The sequence below is a fragment of the Rhizobium grahamii CCGE 502 genome (genome assembly GCF_000298315.2).
In the GTDB taxonomy this organism is placed as follows: domain Bacteria; phylum Pseudomonadota; class Alphaproteobacteria; order Rhizobiales; family Rhizobiaceae; genus Rhizobium; species Rhizobium grahamii.
Genome location: NZ_AEYE02000038.1, coordinates 187,208 through 206,159, shown reverse-complemented (window position 1 = coordinate 206,159; position 18,952 = coordinate 187,208). Strand labels below are relative to the sequence as shown.

The 18,952-nt window shown below is 58.7% G+C and carries 13 protein-coding genes and 5 pseudogenes; 11 read left to right on the top strand and 7 right to left on the bottom strand.

Going from position 1 to position 18,952, the window contains the following annotated elements; genetic code table 11:
- Nucleotides 1-20 precede the first annotated feature (20 nt).
- Together RGCCGE502_RS36225 and RGCCGE502_RS33140 are read left to right on the top strand one after the other, a co-directional pair.
- Nucleotides 21-1,276, top strand: a pseudogene (locus tag RGCCGE502_RS36225) (ISKra4 family transposase); the annotation flags it as partial.
- Nucleotides 1,277-2,156: 880 nt separating this feature from the next.
- A complete protein-coding gene (locus tag RGCCGE502_RS33140; protein ID WP_244441838.1) occupies nt 2,157-2,564 on the top strand; it encodes a hypothetical protein in 408 nt (135 codons plus the stop codon).
- Nucleotides 2,565-2,598: 34 nt separating this feature from the next.
- Here RGCCGE502_RS33140 and RGCCGE502_RS37010 read toward each other — a convergent pair whose 3' ends face one another.
- A complete protein-coding gene (locus RGCCGE502_RS37010; protein WP_141652468.1) occupies nt 2,599-3,036 on the bottom strand; it encodes a hypothetical protein in 438 nt (145 codons plus the stop codon).
- 433 nt (nt 3,037-3,469) lie between these two features.
- Here RGCCGE502_RS37010 and RGCCGE502_RS33130 point away from each other — a divergent pair, with 433 nt between their 5' ends.
- Nucleotides 3,470-4,018 carry a hypothetical protein gene (locus RGCCGE502_RS33130; RefSeq protein ID WP_016558601.1) on the top strand — a complete coding sequence of 183 codons (549 nt, stop codon included), beginning with the start codon at nt 3,470-3,472 and terminating at the stop codon, nt 4,016-4,018.
- 484 nt (nt 4,019-4,502) lie between these two features.
- Here the strand turns inward: RGCCGE502_RS33130 and RGCCGE502_RS33125 are convergent.
- Nucleotides 4,503-4,913: pseudogene (locus RGCCGE502_RS33125) on the bottom strand (SOS response-associated peptidase family protein); the annotation flags it as partial.
- A 649-nt stretch (nt 4,914-5,562) separates the two neighbouring features.
- A complete protein-coding gene (locus RGCCGE502_RS33115; protein ID WP_016558599.1) occupies nt 5,563-6,291 on the bottom strand; it encodes a carbonic anhydrase in 729 nt (242 codons plus the stop codon).
- A gap of 806 nt (nt 6,292-7,097) precedes the next feature.
- Between RGCCGE502_RS33115 and RGCCGE502_RS33110 the strand changes: the two are divergent.
- From RGCCGE502_RS33110 to RGCCGE502_RS33085, 8 genes and pseudogenes are all read left to right on the top strand, one after another.
- Nucleotides 7,098-7,412: pseudogene (locus tag RGCCGE502_RS33110) on the top strand (transposase); the annotation flags it as partial.
- Nucleotides 7,413-7,711: 299 nt separating this feature from the next.
- Nucleotides 7,712-10,054: a pectinesterase family protein gene (locus RGCCGE502_RS34850; protein WP_016558597.1), complete on the top strand. Its 2,343-nt coding sequence runs from the start codon at nt 7,712-7,714 to the stop codon at nt 10,052-10,054.
- A 376-nt stretch (nt 10,055-10,430) separates the two neighbouring features.
- Nucleotides 10,431-10,624, top strand: a pseudogene (locus RGCCGE502_RS39045) (NagC family transcriptional regulator); the annotation flags it as partial.
- A 41-nt stretch (nt 10,625-10,665) separates the two neighbouring features.
- Nucleotides 10,666-10,806, top strand: coding sequence for a hypothetical protein (locus RGCCGE502_RS37680; RefSeq protein WP_019280614.1), 141 nt, complete (start codon nt 10,666-10,668; stop codon nt 10,804-10,806).
- The gene (locus tag RGCCGE502_RS37675; protein ID WP_019280613.1) at nt 10,803-10,964 is read left to right on the top strand and encodes a hypothetical protein; all 162 of its coding nucleotides are present in this window, start codon (nt 10,803-10,805) and stop codon (nt 10,962-10,964) included. Before RGCCGE502_RS37680 ends, RGCCGE502_RS37675 begins: the two co-directional genes overlap by 4 nt.
- A complete protein-coding gene (locus RGCCGE502_RS37670) occupies nt 10,939-11,634 on the top strand; it encodes a hypothetical protein (protein WP_051158760.1) in 696 nt (231 codons plus the stop codon). Before RGCCGE502_RS37675 ends, RGCCGE502_RS37670 begins: the two co-directional genes overlap by 26 nt.
- 233 nt (nt 11,635-11,867) lie before the next feature.
- Complete coding sequence (locus RGCCGE502_RS37665) at nt 11,868-12,539, top strand: transcriptional regulator (protein WP_176705747.1); 672 nt, start codon at nt 11,868-11,870, stop codon at nt 12,537-12,539.
- Nucleotides 12,540-12,668: 129 nt separating this feature from the next.
- The gene (locus RGCCGE502_RS33085) at nt 12,669-13,220 is read left to right on the top strand and encodes a hypothetical protein (protein ID WP_016558595.1); all 552 of its coding nucleotides are present in this window, start codon (nt 12,669-12,671) and stop codon (nt 13,218-13,220) included.
- Nucleotides 13,221-13,271: 51 nt separating this feature from the next.
- Here RGCCGE502_RS33085 and RGCCGE502_RS36215 read toward each other — a convergent pair.
- The 4 genes and pseudogenes from RGCCGE502_RS36215 to RGCCGE502_RS33065 all read right to left on the bottom strand — a co-directional run.
- Nucleotides 13,272-13,645, bottom strand: a pseudogene (locus RGCCGE502_RS36215) (alpha/beta hydrolase); the annotation flags it as partial.
- Nucleotides 13,646-13,648: 3 nt separating this feature from the next.
- Nucleotides 13,649-16,720 carry an efflux RND transporter permease subunit gene (locus RGCCGE502_RS33075; RefSeq protein WP_016558593.1) on the bottom strand — a complete coding sequence of 1,024 codons (3,072 nt, stop codon included), beginning with the start codon at nt 16,718-16,720 and terminating at the stop codon, nt 13,649-13,651.
- Entirely contained in the window at nt 16,717-17,802 is a 1,086-nt protein-coding gene (locus tag RGCCGE502_RS33070) for an efflux RND transporter periplasmic adaptor subunit (protein ID WP_016558592.1), read from the bottom strand. Before RGCCGE502_RS33070 ends, RGCCGE502_RS33075 begins: the two co-directional genes overlap by 4 nt.
- Nucleotides 17,799-18,872: an efflux RND transporter periplasmic adaptor subunit gene (locus tag RGCCGE502_RS33065; RefSeq protein WP_016558591.1), complete on the bottom strand. Its 1,074-nt coding sequence runs from the start codon at nt 18,870-18,872 to the stop codon at nt 17,799-17,801. Before RGCCGE502_RS33065 ends, RGCCGE502_RS33070 begins: the two co-directional genes overlap by 4 nt.
- Nucleotides 18,873-18,952: the final 80 nt, after the last annotated feature.

The window sequence follows — 18,952 nt, the reverse complement described above, 5'->3', positions numbered from 1 at the left end:
CAGGGTTCGCCAAGGCTGTTGCTGGTCTTGACGATTTTGGCCTTTCCCTCGAAGAAGCCAAAGAAATTCAGCTGCATCTGCAGAAGGAGCTGACGCAGTTTCAGACGGATCAGGCCGTCCAGCGTGATCGGCAGTGCCCGCACTGCGATTGCTCTCGCCAGGTTCACGATTACAGATTCCGTACGATCCATTCGCTCTTCGGCCTTTGTCGTGTGCGCGTGCCACGGTGGCGACGCCGCGAATGCGGATCGAGCGCAAGATTGGCCACCGATTGCACCCCGACCCTGTTGGATGGAAGAGCAACGCCGGAATTGGAGCGAATTCAGGCAGAGCTTGGCTCCCGTTTGTCCTTTCGAGAAGCAGCTCGCGTATTTGATATCTTTCTGCCGACGGCAAGAGTCCATAATCACCGGACGCTAAGTAACCGGCTGGCCAAGGTTGCCGATCAGATCGAAAAGTGGGACGTCGCGAGCCCCTATCGTCTCAGTCGCGCCGGTAGGTCTCCCGTTTCCGTTTTCATCGATGGCGCCTACATTCGCGCTGTTCCCGGCTATCAAAGCCGGCATTTCGAGATCGCGATGGGACGCGTTGTTTCGGAAGGCCGAGCACCGCGTCAGTTTGCCGGCGCGCCGCATATCGCCACGGGCAAACACGATATCCTTCGCGCGGCGATGCGCGCACAGGGATGGCTGCCCGGCCGAGCCGTCAGTGTTTTCAGCGATGGAGAAGTCGGCTTGCAAAACATCGTTGTCAGCGCAACACGCCAGTCCGTTACGCATATTCTTGACTGGTTTCATCTATCGATGCGTCTGCGGCACATTAACAGGCCTGGGAGGGCATCAAGTATCTCCAGGATCTGAACGTCTATCTTCGAGACGTCGCGATCCATGTGCCCAGGCTTCGACATCTCCTATGGAGTGGATATGTCCGAGAGGCAAGCGAGGCCGTAAAACAGATGCTCGCCCAATTGGATCAGCATCCCGGATCTCGCGACGCCCTCGGCAAAATCAGGCGCCTCTACGAGCTGATTGGCAATCTTCACACTTACCTGCTCCAGAATGAAGCTTCTATCGTCAACTACTGTCGGCGATACTGGTCCGGCCTGCCGATATCCAGTTCGCCGGCTGAAAGTGCCGCCAACAGCCTCGTCAATGCCCGCATGAACAAGAAGCGTCAGATGCGTTGGTCGCCGATTGGCGCTCATCGGGTTCTTCAAGTCCGGGCCGCCGTAGCGGATGGTCGACTTAAGAAGGCAAAGCTAAATCTTGCAGCGTGACCCCCAGTTTTTTCCCACTCCCCTTGTTGAAAGTGTTGGGGAGCAGTCTCACGATTAAATGCAAAACGACACAGTTTAACCCAACCGCCGCTGCGCGCTGCAGATTATCCTGCACCGTGCTTCGCGCAATTCCCAGCACGACGGTGGGCAATTGACTTCGGCGGGAAAACGATGTCGGCGATAGAGTGGATCACGGTCTGTCATGAACCTTCATCGCACATCGAATTCCATATTCCGTTAAGTTGACGACGCCTCAAGGCACCTCCTGCCGGCTTTGTCGGGATTGCCACAACTGCCCTTCGAGCAAAACTCGATTGTCATAGCCCTGAGGCTGTAAACCCGAGCTTCGTCGCTCTGTGCTTCGATTGGCATGAGATTTGCATAAAGTCGCATCGCCACACCGATGCGATGGCGGACAATTTACAAACGAGCACAAGGAAATCCTTACGTGAGATCCTCACCGAAAGCGACCGCCACCGCGGCCATCCCGATTCATCGAGTGCATCCCCCGTCTTTCTGGAAGGGGATGATCTTTGCTGCGACGGTAATCGTCCTCGTACCGAGTAGTGGGGTTTCGGCTGAGGACAAGGGGGCATGCCTTGCTTGTGAGAATGGGAAGATTGAGTGCGCGGATACAGAACTTGAACCGCGCGAAGAATGGGGAGGATACCAAACACCTGCCTGTTATCACGGCGAAATATCTAACGGATGCATGCAAATAATGAGAGAGTGGTACCGGGAGAGTCGCCGCGAGAATCCACCGCGCCGAACTTTGAGAGCAGTCAGTGACGAGGTCACGAGCCCGGTAAGACCCGCGACAGCCGGGCAAACCGTTCACCACATACATCAGGCGACCTTAGTTGGTTGGGAGAGCAAGGAGATGGAAGAACTTGCAGCCTCAGTTGGTTGGAAGAGGAAGAAGATGGAAGAACTTCCAGCGGGAACAAAGTTCAACCACGCTAACAGGGATGGGGTGTGGGGCGGTTCGGGGCAAAGCGGGTACAAGGGCGAAGCAATTTGGATGACCTCAGAAAACGATGTAAACGCTGCACGCGGCTATGCAGGTAGTTCTGGAAAGTACTTTGTTATCGAGGCGCAAAAGCCCCTAAAATTAGCGGTCATGGACGAGCAGGGTACCCAAGTGGAACCTGACGAACTAGGCGCATGGGCTACCTTGGCGCAGAGATACGGCTTAGATGGAGTGAAGACGGAATATGGAAGCTCGTACGAGGTGATTTTATTTGACAGAAGCAAGATTACACCTGTGGAAGAACGTGGTTTCGATTAGCACAGACGCCAGCACACGAGGCCATCGGGCATCGTCAACTTAACGGCATGTGGAATTCGATGTGCGATGAAGGTTCATGACAGACCGTGATCCACTCTATCGCTGACATCGCTTTTCCGCTGGAGTTAATTGCCCACGCCGTGGGGCTATATTTTTTAGTTTCCGGAATTGATCGATGCTGTGATGGACGCCGGCAGTTTCGTTTTTTTGTCGACATTCCACCCAAATTCAGCACGACGTGATTGCCGGGTGTCATCCATCGGTCCAGCTCGAGATCGGCACGACCGCGATGTCGCAGCTCGGCCTCAACCCTGGGAGCGGCCGCACCTTCTAGCCCCGGAGTTTGGCGTGAGCCGAATACCCATACCAGATAAAACTCGGCGCGAATTGCGCTTGGATTTACTGGCCTGCCGAACCCGACGGCCCGCGACATCGACGGCAAGCCAATAGCCGTAAACGACAACACAGCCATCAACCTGGCAGCCTAACCACCATTCTGCAGCCAACATGAAGAGGAGACTATATGACCATCAGTGGTATTTTGAAAAAAACCGCGGCGTGGCGAAAGGCGAGGATCCGACAGCACCGCGCCTTCACGGCCAAGTCTGCGGCAACACTAAGGGCCGGTTCCGTGAGGGCAAGTACATGACCACCAGCAAAATGATCGAAAAACGCAATTGGTTGGCTATCGCGCAGCTCTTTGGCCCGTCTCGAGAGACGCCGCCAGAGTTTCACGACGCCGACAACCGCCTCATTGGCGACGAGCTCGTCAACTTGGATCCAATAGATTGGCACAGCAAGGACACAATCCGGCTTGGCGCTCGTATCGGCTGCCGGTTTCCAGAGGTTTCAGAGGGAGATTTTTTGAGGACGTTCGGGGATCTGGCGAATAGGAGGGCGGCAGCGTGACGTGTATCGTAGGAGTCGCACAGGATGGTAACGTATGGATTGGTGGCGACAGCGCAGCCAGCAATGGATATTCCAGCACGGTACGCAAGGATGTGAAGGTGTTCCGCAATGGTCCGTTCATTATGGGCTTCACATCATCCTTTCGAATGGGGCAACTGCTAGCGCATTCTTTTCGACCGCCAACGCATCATGCCGACGCGGACGTGTATGCCTTCATGGTAACAGATTTCGTAGATGAAGTGCGTCGATGCCTGAAGGTTGGCGGCTGGGCTGAGAGCCAAAACAAAAAAGAGTCGGGAGGCACCTTTCTTGTTGGATACGAAGGAAGGCTTTTTAAAATTCTAACAGATTATCAAGTCGCAGAAGCATTGGCGGGACACGACGCATGCGGGTGCGGGGAAAACACGGCGCTTGGTTCAATGTTTTCAACAGTAGGTGAAAAGCCAGAATCGCGAATCATGACGGCGCTAGCTGCAGCTGCAGAATACAGCACCGGCGTCCGCCCTCCATTCAGCATACAATCGCTGTTTGTGGTCTCAAATTAAAATTGAGATCCCATGGGTGCACGACGGCCGACCTTTTGCAGAAGGAGTGGCTGTTACTTGACGCACATATTGTGGGTCTCCGGAATCGATCGCGACCGTTTTGATGGCGGCCGCGATCGATCGTCGTGCATCCCTCAGAACGTCGACCGGATTGCTTTTTGACCAACCATTGAGAGCAGATCATCAAGCCCCGCCATCGTGGGTTTTTCATTTCGCGACACGCGAGATCAACACTATCCACAAAAGCTTCTATCAGGCCCGGCGCCCACCGCGGTTGCGTCTTCTTTCCTGCCGGCTTGGTCATGCTGGCAGTGCATCAGAGTGGATCTGAAGAGTCGAGTCCTTCAGTCGAGTGATCGCGAGTGATTACTCGAGGCCGGGATCGCCGGTGCCAGGACCTTGATCCACACGGCCTTTGCCGAAACGGCAAACAAACCGTTTTGCTGCGAGATGGAGCGATGCAATATTGCCGCCGCTCCGGAGATTACCCAACCTGTTCTACAGCGAGTGTGCCCCCGGAAAGCGGCCTGATCAGCGACTTTGCCGAAATCGACGGATCGCCAGCCGGCCCATGCGTTGCGCTGGAGGGTGACGATCTGCCGGTCGTGGTAGGGCGAGATGTCCGGACCCGGCGCCATCGTTAGCATGGTGAAGGCTTGGCCGACGTCCGGCGTGTCGCGCCAGATGCCGGCATACAAAAGATCGGTTCATCCTTCTTGGTGAACAGTCACTTGTCCTTGCGCTTCTTTTTCGGGTCCTTCGGATCGGTGAACTCATGAAAGCCATCAGAAATGATCAGGCAGCGATTGGAGGTGAACTCGCGCCTTCCGATCGGAAAAATACACAACGGGCGCGTATTCGGTCCCGGCCAACTCCAGCGCCGCTGCACAAGCTCTCGCCCGACCTGCCATCCCCTTTACCTTGTCTCGCGGGGCATCGACATGACCGACACGCGGCACCTGAAGACGATCTAACAGCGCTTGCTCTGGCGTTCTCACTCGATGATCCACCACGCCCACCTCGTTCGGCGGAAAGTCGGCGACATTTAGCCCCGTGGTCACCAGGCCAGTTCCGCCTCCATGGTCTCAATCATGACGGCGCAATCCCGCACGGCGTCGAGCATTTCGGCCAGATCGGACAATCGGCGATTTCCATCGGCATTTACGCAATCTTCTATTCCGTTGGCCTGACGGCAGGAAGGCGGACGCCGTGACAGGAGCCCTGTTATTTTCACGACCGATAGGGTTTGCGAGCGAGGCCTATGTGCTTGTACTGGCTCAGGAGGGAGCGGCCCAGCTGCCTAAGGTTCCGATAGATGTCATCGCGCAGCTGTCGGACCTGTCGATAGAGCTCACCAAGTTGCGCAGGCGTATGGTCACAGAACAGCGTCGCCCAGGCAGCCAGCTCGCGATCTCAGCTCGCGGCCGCGTCGGTCAGTGTAATCCGCCCGGTGATGCAGCGGGCGGCAAGTGTCATCCGCGACTATGGGTCCGCGAGCGCGACGCCCGCGGATAGCCGTCGGCAACATGAAGTAGCCTCGTAGGTCAGACCTTGTGCAGGAAATCGACCACGCCGGTATCGAGATCATAATAGGCGGGCACGATCTTCACCTTGCCTTCCTCGACCAGGCGATAAACGATCGCACTTTCGGTGAGGATGCGCTCGGCGCCGTTGAAGGCATTGGCATGGACGGTCTTGTCGACAAAATTGTCGCCGCGATCGGTCTCCGCCAAAGCCACGGGCAGGATCGGCTGAGTCATCTTGCCAATTGAGCCATCGAGCTTGGTGCCCTTGGACACGACCTCGCAGGCGGCGGAGACCGCCCCGCAACGCTTGTGGCCCATGACGACGATCAGCGGCGCATGCAGATGTTCGGTGCCATATTCGATCGTGCCGAGCACATCGATGTCGACCACGTTTCCGGCATTGCGGGCGACGAAGAGTTCGCCGAGCGTCACGCCGCCGAATAAAAGTTCCGGCACGACACGGCTGTCGGAACAGGTGAGCACGATCGCCCAGGGTGCTTGGCTCTTGGCGACGTCCTGCCGGCGCTTGGAAATATTGGCGGCGCAGGCTTCCGCATCCGCGACGAATTTCTTGTTGCCTTCCTGGAGTTTTGCCAGTGCTTCATCCGGCAGGAGGGCGGGGGCGTTCGAGGCGAATGCCGGCATGGTCATGCCGAAGCCTGCAGTCATGGCGGCCACGCCTCCGATGCCGGCAAATTTCAGCAGGGAGCGACGGCTGAGAGAGGAGGAATTGCATTTAAAGCACATGGTATCGTTCCTTTTGCAATATCCGGGATGGCTGCGGAGAAATGGCACCTGCTCCAAGTCATGTCCGGCAATTCTCCGGGAATCGGAGAATGGCCGATTTGGTTATGCCTTGATATGGCACTCATCAAGTGGAGTTTTGACGCATCGAAGGAGCTAAGCCAATCCTGAAGTATCGCCCCGGCCGTACGGCGATCAACCCGGCCCTGACGGGTTCTGGCGGGGACGCTCATGCGATAATTCGTGAGCGTGATGAACGGCCCACCTTTCCTTTTCTGACCGAAGCGGCAAGATCTGCTCCTTTATCGACAGGAGCGAACCGGAATGCTAAAGATCGCACTGAAGCCATAGCTGAATGAAGGAGACTATCGGCGGATCAAGGTTATCCCCGGCCGTCGGCAGCGACGGAATTGGACCGACGAGGAGAAGGCGCGGACTCTTGGGGGGAGAGCACAGAACCTCGATTACATCGGCTACAGTTGGCATTGTCATTGTTCTAATCTCCCAGACGATCCAACAGCACGTTTGTCGTTTGGCATTTAAACGGGTTCATCCTCAATTTCTGTGGTTATCAGGATATTAGCGCCTCGACTGCTATCTGCGAGGATGCGAGCGCAACTGAAATGGTCACCCGGCCCAGGTGAGGTCGTCCGGGAGAGAACTTGATGCATCGGCTCGGCATGCCGGTCAGCGACGACACGATCTTGCGGCAATTGAAGCGCGGTAATCCGGCGTCTATTCAAAACGACACTATCCGGGTTCTGGGCATCGATGATTGGAGCTGGCGGCATTCCTCACGCTACGGGACGCAGGGCTCTCGAGCATTCGCCATAATGCGTGGCTTGGCCATGCGCTTCAATGGCATCTTGCGCGGCAGGAGCTCGCAAGCACTGGATGAATGGATCGACGACGCCGTCGACACCGAGCTTACAGCAATTATGCGTTTCGCCAGCGTTTTGCGCCGAGATATCCACGCCGTAAAAAATGCAATCGAACTCCCGTGGAGTAACGGTCAAGCCGAAGGTCAGATCAATCGCCTCAAGATGCTGAAGCGAGCAATGTATGGTCGCGCCGGCCCAGAATTGATGAGGGCGAGAATGCTGCCGCTGAATCACAGAACTTGAGGATGAACCCGGTTAAATGCAAAACGACAAGTGAGCCCAACCCGACCCAGTGTCATTCTTGGATCGATGCGCACTTCGCGGAAATAAAAGGCTCAATTTTGCCGCGTCGTTCGGTGGCACGGAAGGCAAGCCCGCAATATCTAAAAACCACATTTCCGACAGATGCGAAGAATACAGCGGCTCTGGGCGGGCGATAATACCGAAATTCTTGTCGCCGCCAAAAGACAGTTGATGCCTTCGATCGATGTCGGCGCGAGGCTGTTTCGCAGAGAAACACAGACGTCACCGGACCTTTCACAATGCCATCCACCGAAAGACTCGCTTTTCACTTGATCGTTGCAGGCTTTTGCGGCGCACTTTTTTCCTTCACGACGATCGCCATGGCGGGTGACCGGCGAGTGGTCACGGAGCCGGTACTTCCAAAGGCAATCTGCACGGAGCTGGCGCCCATTCCCGACCTCCCCAACGGACCGCTTGATGGTGGAGACCAGAAGCGTATCCAGGCCGCCCTCTCGGCTTGCCCAGCCGGCGCTGCCGTACGTCTCGAAGCCGATGCGAACAAAGACCGCTTCGTCTCCGGGCCACTCACCATTCCCGCCGGCGTCGTACTCTGGATCGACAAGGGCGCGACGCTCGCCGCCACCACCGATCCGAGGGCTTACGACCGCGGCAAGGGTAGGTGCGGCACGATCGGGCCAAAGGGAAATGGCTGCGCTCCCTTCATTGCCATGGAGAACGCTAGTCACGCCAGTCTTGTCGGTGATGGCGAGATCGACGGACAGGGCGACAAGCTCATCGAGGGAAAAAGAGAGACATGGTGGCAGCTCGCCAGGCGTGCCCAGACTGAGAACGGCAGCCAGAATGCCCCGCGCCTGATCCAGGTGAACGGTGGCGAGGACGTGACATTCTATCGCCTGGCGTTGCGTAATGCCGCAAATTTCCACCTTTTTCTCAATGGTGTCAGAGGCGCGACGATCTGGGGCATTCGCATCAATACGCCAGCATCGGCGCGGAATACTGATGGCATCGACCCCGCGTCCTCCACCGATGTGACGATAGCCGAAAGCTATATAAGCACTGGCGACGACAATATCGCTATCAAGGGTGGCAGCGCCGGGCCGACCGCCCACGTCACCATTGTGGGTAATCATCTCTATGCCGGCCACGGCATGTCAATTGGCAGCGAGACTCAGTCCGGGGTCAGTGACGTACTGATCACCAACATGACGCTCGATGGCACTACGAACGGCTTACGAATAAAGAGCGATCGCAGCCGTGGTGGCCTCGTCCGGAACATCGATTTCGAGAATGTTTGTCTGCGGAACACTCGTGCTCCACTGGTCCTCGACACGACCTATGACGCCACCGCCACCGGCATGCTCCTGCCCGTTTACAGCAGCATTACGCTGCGCAACATTCAGGGGACCGGGGGCCCGCTTGTAGTACGCGGTGTCGATGCCTTGCATTCTGTCGGCCTTCTCCTTGATAATGTCGACTTCGGCGATGCCTCGCACTGGCAGGTGACCTACGCAGCGCTGCTGGTCGCCAGGGGCGGCGTAACGCCTGCTGTGCCCGGCATCGCCGCCGCGGCCGCCAGCGGCATCGATTGCTCTGGACGTTGGGTTCCTTTCCCGTCGACGCAAGTCCAGCCACTCCAACCGCTCCAGCAGCCTATAGAACGAGCGCCGCCGGCCGAAACCATCAGACGCGCCAGCACCCTCACCGTCGGCCCCACGGCCACCTTTCCCACCATCCAGCTGGCAGTGGACGCCGCCCGTCCAGGGGACAGGATACGTATTCTGCCAGGGACCTATCGCGAGGTCGTTCACCTGCGTCAGCCAGATCTGCTCCTCGAAGGAACTGGCTCCTCGCCAGCCGATGTCGTCGTCATCTACAACCATGTGGCCTCGGCCAGCGGTGGCACCCACAATACGGCAACCGTCTTTGCAGAAGGCGACGGCGACCGTCTCCGCAACATGACCATCGTCAACAGCTATCATCAGGAACATCCGAATCGAACCAGCGACATCCAGGCAGTTGCCCTCTACGCTTCTGGCGACCTGCAGACTTTCGAGGATCTGCATCTCGTTAGCTATCAAGATACTCTCTATGCCGGCAGCCGCGGCTGCGACGCTAGCGGCAAGTGCGCGCCTGCTCGGCAGTTGTACGACAATGTCGAGATTGACGGTGCGGTCGACGTTATCTTCGGCGACGCAAAGGCTTATTTCGACCACGCCCATTTGCGTGGATTAGCAAGGCCGGCAGTGACCTTCACAGCCCAGCGACGCGCTCGCCTTGATCAGGATAGTAGTTTCGTCTTCAGCAATTGCGATGTGACAACCGATCCTTCAGTGCGTATGGTGAGCCTCGGCCGGCCCTGGGGCGCCTATGCGACCGTCGCCTTCATAGGTTGCCACATTGATGCCCCGGTCCTCCCGCACCGTTTCACCGAGTGGCCCGGGACAAAGCGCCTAACGACGACGGCAATTTTCTCCGAGGATGGCAGTGCTGTGAGTGGTGCGGGCCTTTCCGAACACGAACCGAACGAGCGTTTGCTGTGCCCGCAGGAAGCAGCACGGCTTTCAACCGCGACCGGTTATTTCGGCAGTCCGGCCATCCCAACCACGGCAAACTGCCGTTGAAAGGTCTCATGCTGCGTCATTCTGCATGCCACAAACAAAAGTTCTCGGTCGCGCACGGTCTCGATGTTTCCTCAGCGCGCCTCTTTCTTTCCCAAGCGTCTCTCGCCAGGGACTATCCCACTATTCAGGCAGCTGTCGGCAGTCAAGGTCGATTCTTCTGAACAGTATCGAAGGCCTCTGCCGCCGCCGGTGGTGTTGGCTTGTCAGCATCTCCCTGGTTGTTATCTCTCCGCCTGCAGGCAGACCAGCATTGCTCCTGCTGAGCCACCATGCAATTTGCCAAACACCGTCTCTCCCAGTTCCGGATTGTAATTGGCCATGTTGGGCAAAATCTTCGTCAGCGGAATATTACCGACAACGCCCTTCGAAGGCAGGGGGAACACGGGGCCAGCCGAGCCCAACCATCGAACTGGTGCCGGAGGCGGCTTACTCTCTCGGCATGTCAATAACACCGATTCCGTGGTGATCTGCATCGCCGATTTTCGCTGCATCGTCTTTGTCGAGGAAAAGCTGAAGATGCTTCCCGGCGATCGGGCTATGGCATTCACACATTTAGAATTGCCTATGGAATGCCATTCTGATTCTGTTGCAGCGCGCAGGAGAATTGAGCGATGGATGATTTGCGGCTCGAACGGTTTGGCGACCGTTGCCTGGAAAAGGGGGCGATCTTGCCGGAGCGCCTTATTTCGGCGGCAGGCCAGGGCGTGCGGGTGCGCAAGCTCGGCGCAATCGGGCCGGAGAGATCCGCTTGAGCCGGTTCTTGCGCAATGGAGGGGTTGATCCGCAGGCGATGATCGATGAGGCGGCCTTGCGCACGGGGGGCAGCTGCACGGATCGGCATATCCTGGCCATTCAGTACACGACGGTGGTCCGCTCCAACGGCGATGGCGGTCTTATCTACATGCGATGATCGGGGTCGACGCCCACGATGGCGCGATCGTCGGGCGATCCACGGACAGTTCATCATCCGCGACCAGGGTAAGCGCGGCACCCAGCGTGCGCGTCCGATCAAGGAGAAGGAGAGCTACCGCTGGCTGGAGGGCGCCGACCAGGCGGCAAAAGTTTCTGCGGCGGCGCGCCACATCACCGTCATTGCCGATCGCGAAAGCGATATCTACGAGGCCTTCACTCGAAGGCCTGCCAATGTAGATCTTGTCGTACACGCTGCCAAAGACCGCAGTTTCGGCAAAGACCAGCCGTCGCTGTTTGCCATGGCCGATGCCTTGCCAGTTGCGGCAAACCTTGCCTTCACCCTGCCGGCCAAGCCGGGCCGCAAGGAGCGTGACACGCAGCTGGCGCTCCGTTTCAGCCCGGTGACATTCGCCCCCGTCGCGGCCGTGATCGTACAGCAACTGGTGCATGCCCGCGACGGCGCCCCGCCCGGCGCTGCCTTGCTCATTCTCCTGGATAATATCGGCGGATCCGGAGCTCAGCTCATTGCGCTTGCCTTCTCATGGCGCTCTAGCCTGCCGAACAAGCGTTTCGCGGCGCCGGACGCTCCCCTGCATCATTGGTACGGTCAAGTGGTTCTCGACGGAAGAAACCCGTTCGCCTGCACGGGAGAAGTCACAACGGTTTAAGCTTTCGAGATTCGGCCGGTGATATTCGACGAAAGCATCTCGCGAACCTGAAGCGCGCAGCTCGAGGTCGGAATAGCCTCTTCGTCTTTCGGCTCGAGAGGAACCCCCTAATTCGACGCCAAAAAACTGGCAGCAGGCGACTCCGTGGGTATAGACTGACGGTTCAGTAAGCGCTATTTCGGATGCCTCGGCATATCACCAGCCATCCCGTCGATTCTCCAAGGTCTCTTATATTGAAGAAAGTGCAACGCAGTTTTGCCGTCGAGTATAAAAACGGTAGGCGAAAACTCGATCCTAAGTCGAACTCGATCTGGGGCAACATGGACCTGAAGTCAGTCGCTCGCGATCTGGAGGAAGAGACATCGCTGCATCTGTCAGATAGCTCTCAGCGTGGCGAATCTGACGGTGACATGTCTGTCCTGCAACCTGACCGCAAGTCGTTGTTGACATCGCCTCTTGGGACGTCAACTACTGTATCAGTTACACAGGAGACGAGCATGGCCGACGAGACTGATGCGACAACCAAGGCCGATGGACCGACCGTCGTCGAGACGCTTACCGCGCCGAAGAAACAGCGCAAACCCCGCGCCAAGAAAGCAGCGGCGCTCGAGACGTCGTCAGCTGACGCTACGGCAGAGGCGGCAGTTGCGCCGACCGGCGCCGGTGGCGTGAAGAGGAGAGGGCCCAAGGCAAAGGCGACCGAAGCCGCGTCGAGTGCCAAACGTCCGCGTGTTAGTCGTGCCCCAAAGGCCGTTCAGAACGCCTCGGCCGCGCCAATGACCGCGATCGATGAGATGGCGGATCTCTTGCAGCTGGAAGAGGAAAATCAGCGACTGCGCAAGCTTCTCGCTGAAAAGCTTCGCGCTGAAAATGCCGATCTGCGCAAACGGCTCAAGCTCGATTGATATAGTAGCCGGTCAATCGCCGGCCGCATTTGCTATGCTTATCGAAACATAAAGTTTGGTAGCGGTCGATGCCGTTGCCGGATCGAAAGCTTGCACCCTGCTGTCGGAATAAAAAGCGAGGTCAGAGAGATGGCGTCTCCCTGGAAATTTCTTGTCGGACTGGTCTCACCGGAACGCGAGCAAAGGCGAGAAAACAGCTCGACCGAGAACGCTACGCAAGGGTGCCCGTCGGAAACTGCCGATCCGACTGAAGCGCCTGTTGAGGAGAGCCTGAATAGTGGGGAGGGGCCGAGAAGCGATGCGGCACACCGTCACGAACAAACCGCTACAATTGTCACAGAGCGTGTACATTCCGAAAAAGTCGAAAACGATGGCCAGGTCGACGGCGAAGATGCTGAGGTCGCGCAGGTCGCTGATCCAGCTCCGCCCGGCGAGACTGGAACAACCATCATCGCCGCTCATCGTGCTTTACACATTCAGGGAGCTGTTGAGGTCGCACAGCGTAAGCAAAGAGGTCGCGGCAATAAAGCGATTGCGGTTCCAAACGCTCCCCACGTCAACGACACTACAAACGAAGTGAGCCTGGATAAAGAGATCAATCTGCTCAGGAGTCAGCTGGCCACAAAGCTCATGTTGCAAAACGCGCAGTTGAGGCAAATGCTGGAGCGGTTCGAGGGGTGACATGTCGGTATAGCGGTCGTGCCCCAGGCCGTCAGACGCTTGAATCGACGTGATGCGCTTCGCCTTGCCGGATTCGGAGAGCGACGTGAGCATCGAGATCGCTTCTCGACGCGAGCGCGGCGTCGCGATCGGCAACATATCCGGCAACAGCTGCGGCCGAAGCCAGAACAGGATCGACAGCGCGCGAATTTTAGCTAGCGTCCGCGGCGATTTGAGCGGTGCGATAGAGCGCCTCCTGATAACTGTAATTGTAGCCAAGCACGAAGACGCCGATGGTGCCGTCGGGCTGAGCGGAGGCGAACGCCGCCTCCTGGAAGGAAGGCATCCTTGAGTAGCTGCTTGCGCTGGACAGCGGCGAACTGTCTTTCGGGGTCCGGCTTCGCAGCCGGATAGGCGATCGCCGTGCCCTTCCTTACGGATGGCACCCCTCACGTCTCAGCCGCGGCTTCGGCCCAGACGCCTTCATTCCTTGGGATCCTGAACCAGGTGACGTAGAGCGCCGGCAGGAACAGCAGAGTGAGCGCCGTTCCCACAACGATGCCGCCCATCATGGCGTAGGCCATCGGTCCCCAGAAAATCTCGCGCGAGATCGGGATCAGCGCGAGGGTCGCAGCCGCCGCCGTCAACATGATCGGCCGCATACGGTGTTCGGTGGCCTCAACAACCGCCTGCCATGCAGCCACCCCTTCGGCCCGCAGATGCTCGATTTGCACGACAAGGATGACCGAGTTTCGGATCAGGATACCGATCAAGGCTAGGACGCCGAGGATCGCTACGAAGCCCATCGCAGCATTGCTCAACAAAAGCGCCGCGACTACGCCAATTAGCGCGGTCGGCGCAACCGCAAACACCAGGAAGAGGCGGCTGAAGCTCTGCAACTGGATCATTAGGATCGTCGCCATCGTAAACAGCATCAGCGGCGCCACGGCGACAATTGGTCCCTGGGCCTCGGAGCTGGATTCGACCGCCCCGCCGATTTCGACCTCGTATCCCGCGGGCAGCCCCTTCTGGAACTCCTCAACCTTCGGCTTCAGCTGGTCTACGATCGTCGCCGGCTGCGTGGAGCCGATGACGGCCGCCTTCAGTGTGATGGTCGGCCGCCTGTCGCGGCGCCAGATCGTCGGCTGCTCCAGTTCGTAGCGGAAGTTCGCCACAGCCGAGAGCGGCACGATCTTGCCGTTGGAGGTTGAGAGCTGCAGATTCTCGAGCGTCTGGATGGAGCCGCGCTCGGAAGCCTTCGCGCGCCCGATGACGTTGACCAGATAGATATCGTCGCGAATCTGGGTCGCCGTCAAGCCTTCAACGATGCCGTTGAGGGCGGTGGCGATATCCTCCGAGGAGACGCCAAGCTGGCGCGCCTTATCCTGCAGCACATCGACCTTTACCACGCGCGAGGGCTCGTTCCAGTCCAGCACCATGTTCGACAGCAGCGGATGGGTACCGACAACGCCTGCAAATTGTTGGGAGATATCCCGGACCTTTTGGATATCGGGGCCGCTTATGCGGTACTGGACCGGCTTGCCCACCGGTGGGCCGATATCGAGAAGCTTCACGAAAGCGTCGGTGCCAGGGAAGGTTTTCGTCAGATAGTCCTGCAGTTCCGCCCGCACCTTGTCTCGCACGTCGAGGCCTTTGGTGACGATCACCGTCTGTCCGAACGACACGTCGGGCGTCTGCACGTCGAAGGAAAGGATGAAGCGCGGCGCGCCCTGGCCGACATAGGTCGTCCAGTGATCGATATCCTTGTTATCGGCCAGCATTTCCCTTTCGAACTTGGCCATCTGCCTGTTAGTCTCGGCAATCGAGCTGTTATGGGGCAGGTTCCAGTCGATGATCAGCTCGGGCCTGTCGGAATTGGGGAAGAATTGCTGCTGCACCAACCCCATGCCGCCGATCGAGAGGCCGAAGACACCGACGGTCAGTATGATGGTGACCCAGCGCCAGCGCATCGCCAGCCGCAGCAGCCAGGAGAAGATTGTGGCGAAGCGGCCCTTGTTCTCGTGGTGCGACTTCATTGTCTTCGGCAGGATGGTGATGCCGAGAAGCGGCGTGAACAGCACCGCGACAATCCAAGAGACGACCAGCGACACCGCGATCACCACGAAGAGGGTAAAGGTGAATTCGCCGGCGGCGCTGCTATTGAGGCCAACTGGAATGAAGCCCGCGACAGTGACGAGCGTTCCCGTCAGCATCGGAAAGGCTGTCGATGTATAGACGTAGGTGGCGGCCTTTTTCAGGTCGTCGCCGGCCTCCAGTCGCGCCACCATCATCTCGACGGCGATCATGGCGTCGTCGACGAGTAGCCCGAGTGCGATGATCAACGCGCCGAGCGAAATGCGCTGCAGCGAGATGCCGGAGTACTCCATCACAACAAAGGTGATGGCCAACACGAGAGGAATGGAGATCGCCACCACCATCCCGGCACGAAGGCCAAGACTGATGAAGCTGATGACGAGCACGATGGCAACCGCCTCAAACAGCGCGCTCGTAAAGCCCGATACAGCCTCGTCAACCACTGCCGGCTGATCAGAAACCCGGCTGACATCCACACCTACTGGAAGATCGACGACGATCTGTTTCATTTCAGCGTCGAGCGCCTCGCCGAACTGCAGGAGATTGGCGCCCTGCTTCATGCCAATGGCAAGTCCGATTGCCGGCTGGCCGTTGAAACGGAACAGCGCCGACGGCGGATCGACATATCCGCGCGTGATCGTTGCGACGTCGGTCAGCGGGAAGAAACGATCATTGATGCGAAGATTGATCGACCGCAGGCTTTCCTCGGAGGTGAACTGCCCGCTCACCCGCAAGGCGATGCGCTCCGGCCCGGCATCGACGAAGCCGGACTGGGTCACGGCGTTCTGCGCCTGCAGGGTCTGGATGACCGACTGCTGGTCGATGCCGAGAGCGGCGATCTGGCGGGTGGAAAATTCCAGATAGATCGCCTCGTCCTGCGCGCCGATCACATCGACCTTGCCGACATTGGGCACGGTCAGAACTTCCGAGCGGGCAGTTTCCACGAGATCGCGAAGCTGGCGCTTGGTCAGCCCGTCGCTGGTGAAGGCATAGATGTTTCCGAAGACGTCGCCGAAGCGGTCATTGTAGAATGGACCGATGACGCCGCTCGGGAAATCACTTTTGATGTCCGCGATCATGTTGCGGATGCGCAGCCAGGTCGGCGCGACATCCTTTGCCTTGGTGGTCGGCAGCAGCTCGACGAAGACGGTCGTCTGGCCGGCGACGGTCTCGCTCTTGGTATAGTCGAGCGATTCCAGCTCCTGGAGCTTTTTCTCGATCCGGTCGGTCACCTGCCGCGTCACTTCCTCGGCCGAAGCGCCCGGCCACTGTGCGGTGATCACCATCGTCTTGATGGTGAAATTCGGATCCTCCTCGCGGCCGAGGTTCAGGTAGGAGAAGGCGCCGGCGAGAATGAAGACGATCATGAAGTAGCAGACGAGCGAACGGTGTTCGAGCGCCCAGTCGGAAAGATTGAAGGACTTCACTTTCTGATCTCCTGGTCGATCTTGATGGCCTGACCATCTTCAAGTTTATGCACGCCTGCTACGACCACTCTTTCGCCGGGGGCCAGCCCTTCGGTGACACGCACGGTGCCGCCGTCGACGACGTCGCCGTCGATCTTCACGCGGCGCAGCGACACCTTCTTGCCGGGTTCGTCGACGATCCAGACGCTTGGACCGTCGGCTCCGGCAAGGATCGCTGAGGACGGCAGCACGATCTCGGGATTGGCGGCAATGGTTGCCGAGGCTGATATGACCGCGCCGAGCCTGAAGGCTTCAGGTGGGTCGCTGAGTGCGATCTTGGTCCTGCTGGTACGGGTGGCGGTTTCCGCCTCCGGCGCGATTTCGCGCACCACTCCCGACGCGCGAATCTCGGGATCCAGCTGCAGCGTCACTTCGAACGGGGCGCCGATCTTCAATTTCTGAACGGCTGCTTGGGGCACGTCGACGACCGCGTCGCGCTTGTCCGGCCGCGCGATGGTCACGACCGTCTGACCGGCCGACACGACCTGGCCGACCTCGGCCGAGGTCGCCGTCACCACGCCATCGAATTCCGCCTGAAGCTGCGCATAGCCGAGCTGTTCCTTGGCCTTGTCGAAATTGGCCTGCGCCTTGGCGACAGCGGCTGCGGCCGTCCGTCTCGCCTGTTCTGCTTCTTCGAGCGAGGCTTCTGTGCCGGAGCGCGATTCGACCAGCGCGCGCTGGCGCTGCTCCGTGGTCACCGCGTTTCTGAGCTGAGCATCGCTGTTTTCCACGTCGGACTGGGCGTTGCGCACCGCAAGCTCCAGCGCCACGGGATCGATGGCGGCAACGACATCACCACGCTTGACGACATCTCCGACATTGACATTGCGGGCGATCATCCGCCCGAGAATCCGGAAGCTGAGTTCGGTCTCGATCGTCGGCTCGACCGTGCCGGTCAGGCCGAGTGTCGTTGCGGGCGTCTGTTTGACGATTGTCGACAGCACAGGACGGGGCGCTTCTTCCTTGCCTTCCTCCTGATTGGTGCAAGAGGAGATCAGGGCAGTCCCCATCATCAGGAGGATTATCTTTTGACGTATGCTCACTTGGCAGCTTCCTTGACATAAGACACGATTTCACCGGGCCTGAGGAATTTGGTCCCGTCGGTAACGACGACCTCCCCTGCCGAGACGCCCGACTTGGTGATGAAGCTGCCCGTCTCGTAGCCCGTGACGTCGATCGCTCGAAGCGAAACGGCAGAGGACGCGGGATCGACGATCCAGACTGCCGGCTTGCCGTCCTTGGACGTCATTGCCGACCAGGGCAGCTGAATGACGTCCTGCGGGACGTAATTGAATTTTCCGACGACGGGAGCGCCGAGCGGAATGGGAGCGTCGCTCGTGATCGCGACCTTGACCCTGATGGTGCCGGTCGAGGAATCGATCGTCGGGGAGATCTCGCGAAGCTTCGCTGCGATCTTCTGAGTGGGGTCGGACAGAAGGGTAATGGTCCCATCACCGTCAATCGGTCGAAGGAACGCGCTTTCGACCACCTCGAAGACGGCATCGCGGTCGCCGTCATGAGCAAGGGTGAAGACGACCTGGGCTGCCTGCGCCACCTGGCCGACCTCGGCGTTGCGGGCGGTGATCACGCCATCGGCATCGGCCTTCAGCTCCGCATAGGACAGTGTGTCCTGTGCGGTTTCGAATAGTGCCTGCGCTGATTTGGTGGATGACTGCGCCGTCAGAAGCGCTTCCTGCGCCTGATCGAGCGCCGCACGCGTTGTCACCTGCGTGCGAAACAGGCTCTGCTGGCGGTCGAATGCAAGCTGCGCCTGGATCTGCTGCGCCTGCGCCGACTGAAGATTGGCCGCCGCCACATCCAGATCGGCCTTTTGCTCCTCCGGATCGATGCGGGCAAGCAACTGTCCCGCCTTCACGGACTGCCCAACCTCGACCAGCCGCTGGACGATCTTGCCGCTGACGCGGAAGGACAGATCGGTCTGAACGCGGGCGCGGACGTCGCCCGTGATCGCGCCGCCCTGGATTAGCGGTTCAGGCTTTGCGACGACGACGCCGACGGCCCTCTGGGCCGGTTCGGTTGGCCTGCTCTCATCGCTGCAGGATGCGAGACCGATCGCGCATACGATCGCTGTGACGATCCGAATGGTTCTCATAGTTGACCTCTTGCTCTCAACGGCAGGTCCTATATAATTGACTGACGTATTAGTCAATGAAACTTAGGTCGCATGGATGC

Excerpts from the sequence above, each read along its gene's own strand:
- RGCCGE502_RS33140 (WP_244441838.1), top strand. The coding sequence starts at position 2,157 with ATGGAAGAACTTGCAGCCTCAGTTGGTTGGAAGAGGAAGAAGATGGAA.
- RGCCGE502_RS37010 (WP_141652468.1), bottom strand. The coding sequence starts at position 3,036 with ATGGCTGTGTTGTCGTTTACGGCTATTGGCTTGCCGTCGATGTCGCGG.
- RGCCGE502_RS33115 (WP_016558599.1), bottom strand. The coding sequence starts at position 6,291 with ATGTGCTTTAAATGCAATTCCTCCTCTCTCAGCCGTCGCTCCCTGCTG.
- RGCCGE502_RS34850 (WP_016558597.1), top strand. The coding sequence starts at position 7,712 with ATGCCATCCACCGAAAGACTCGCTTTTCACTTGATCGTTGCAGGCTTT.
- RGCCGE502_RS37680 (WP_019280614.1), top strand. The coding sequence starts at position 10,666 with ATGGATGATTTGCGGCTCGAACGGTTTGGCGACCGTTGCCTGGAAAAG.
- RGCCGE502_RS37670 (WP_051158760.1), top strand. The coding sequence starts at position 10,939 with ATGGCGGTCTTATCTACATGCGATGATCGGGGTCGACGCCCACGATGG.
- RGCCGE502_RS33085 (WP_016558595.1), top strand. The coding sequence starts at position 12,669 with ATGGCGTCTCCCTGGAAATTTCTTGTCGGACTGGTCTCACCGGAACGC.
- RGCCGE502_RS33065 (WP_016558591.1), bottom strand. The coding sequence starts at position 18,872 with ATGAGAACCATTCGGATCGTCACAGCGATCGTATGCGCGATCGGTCTC.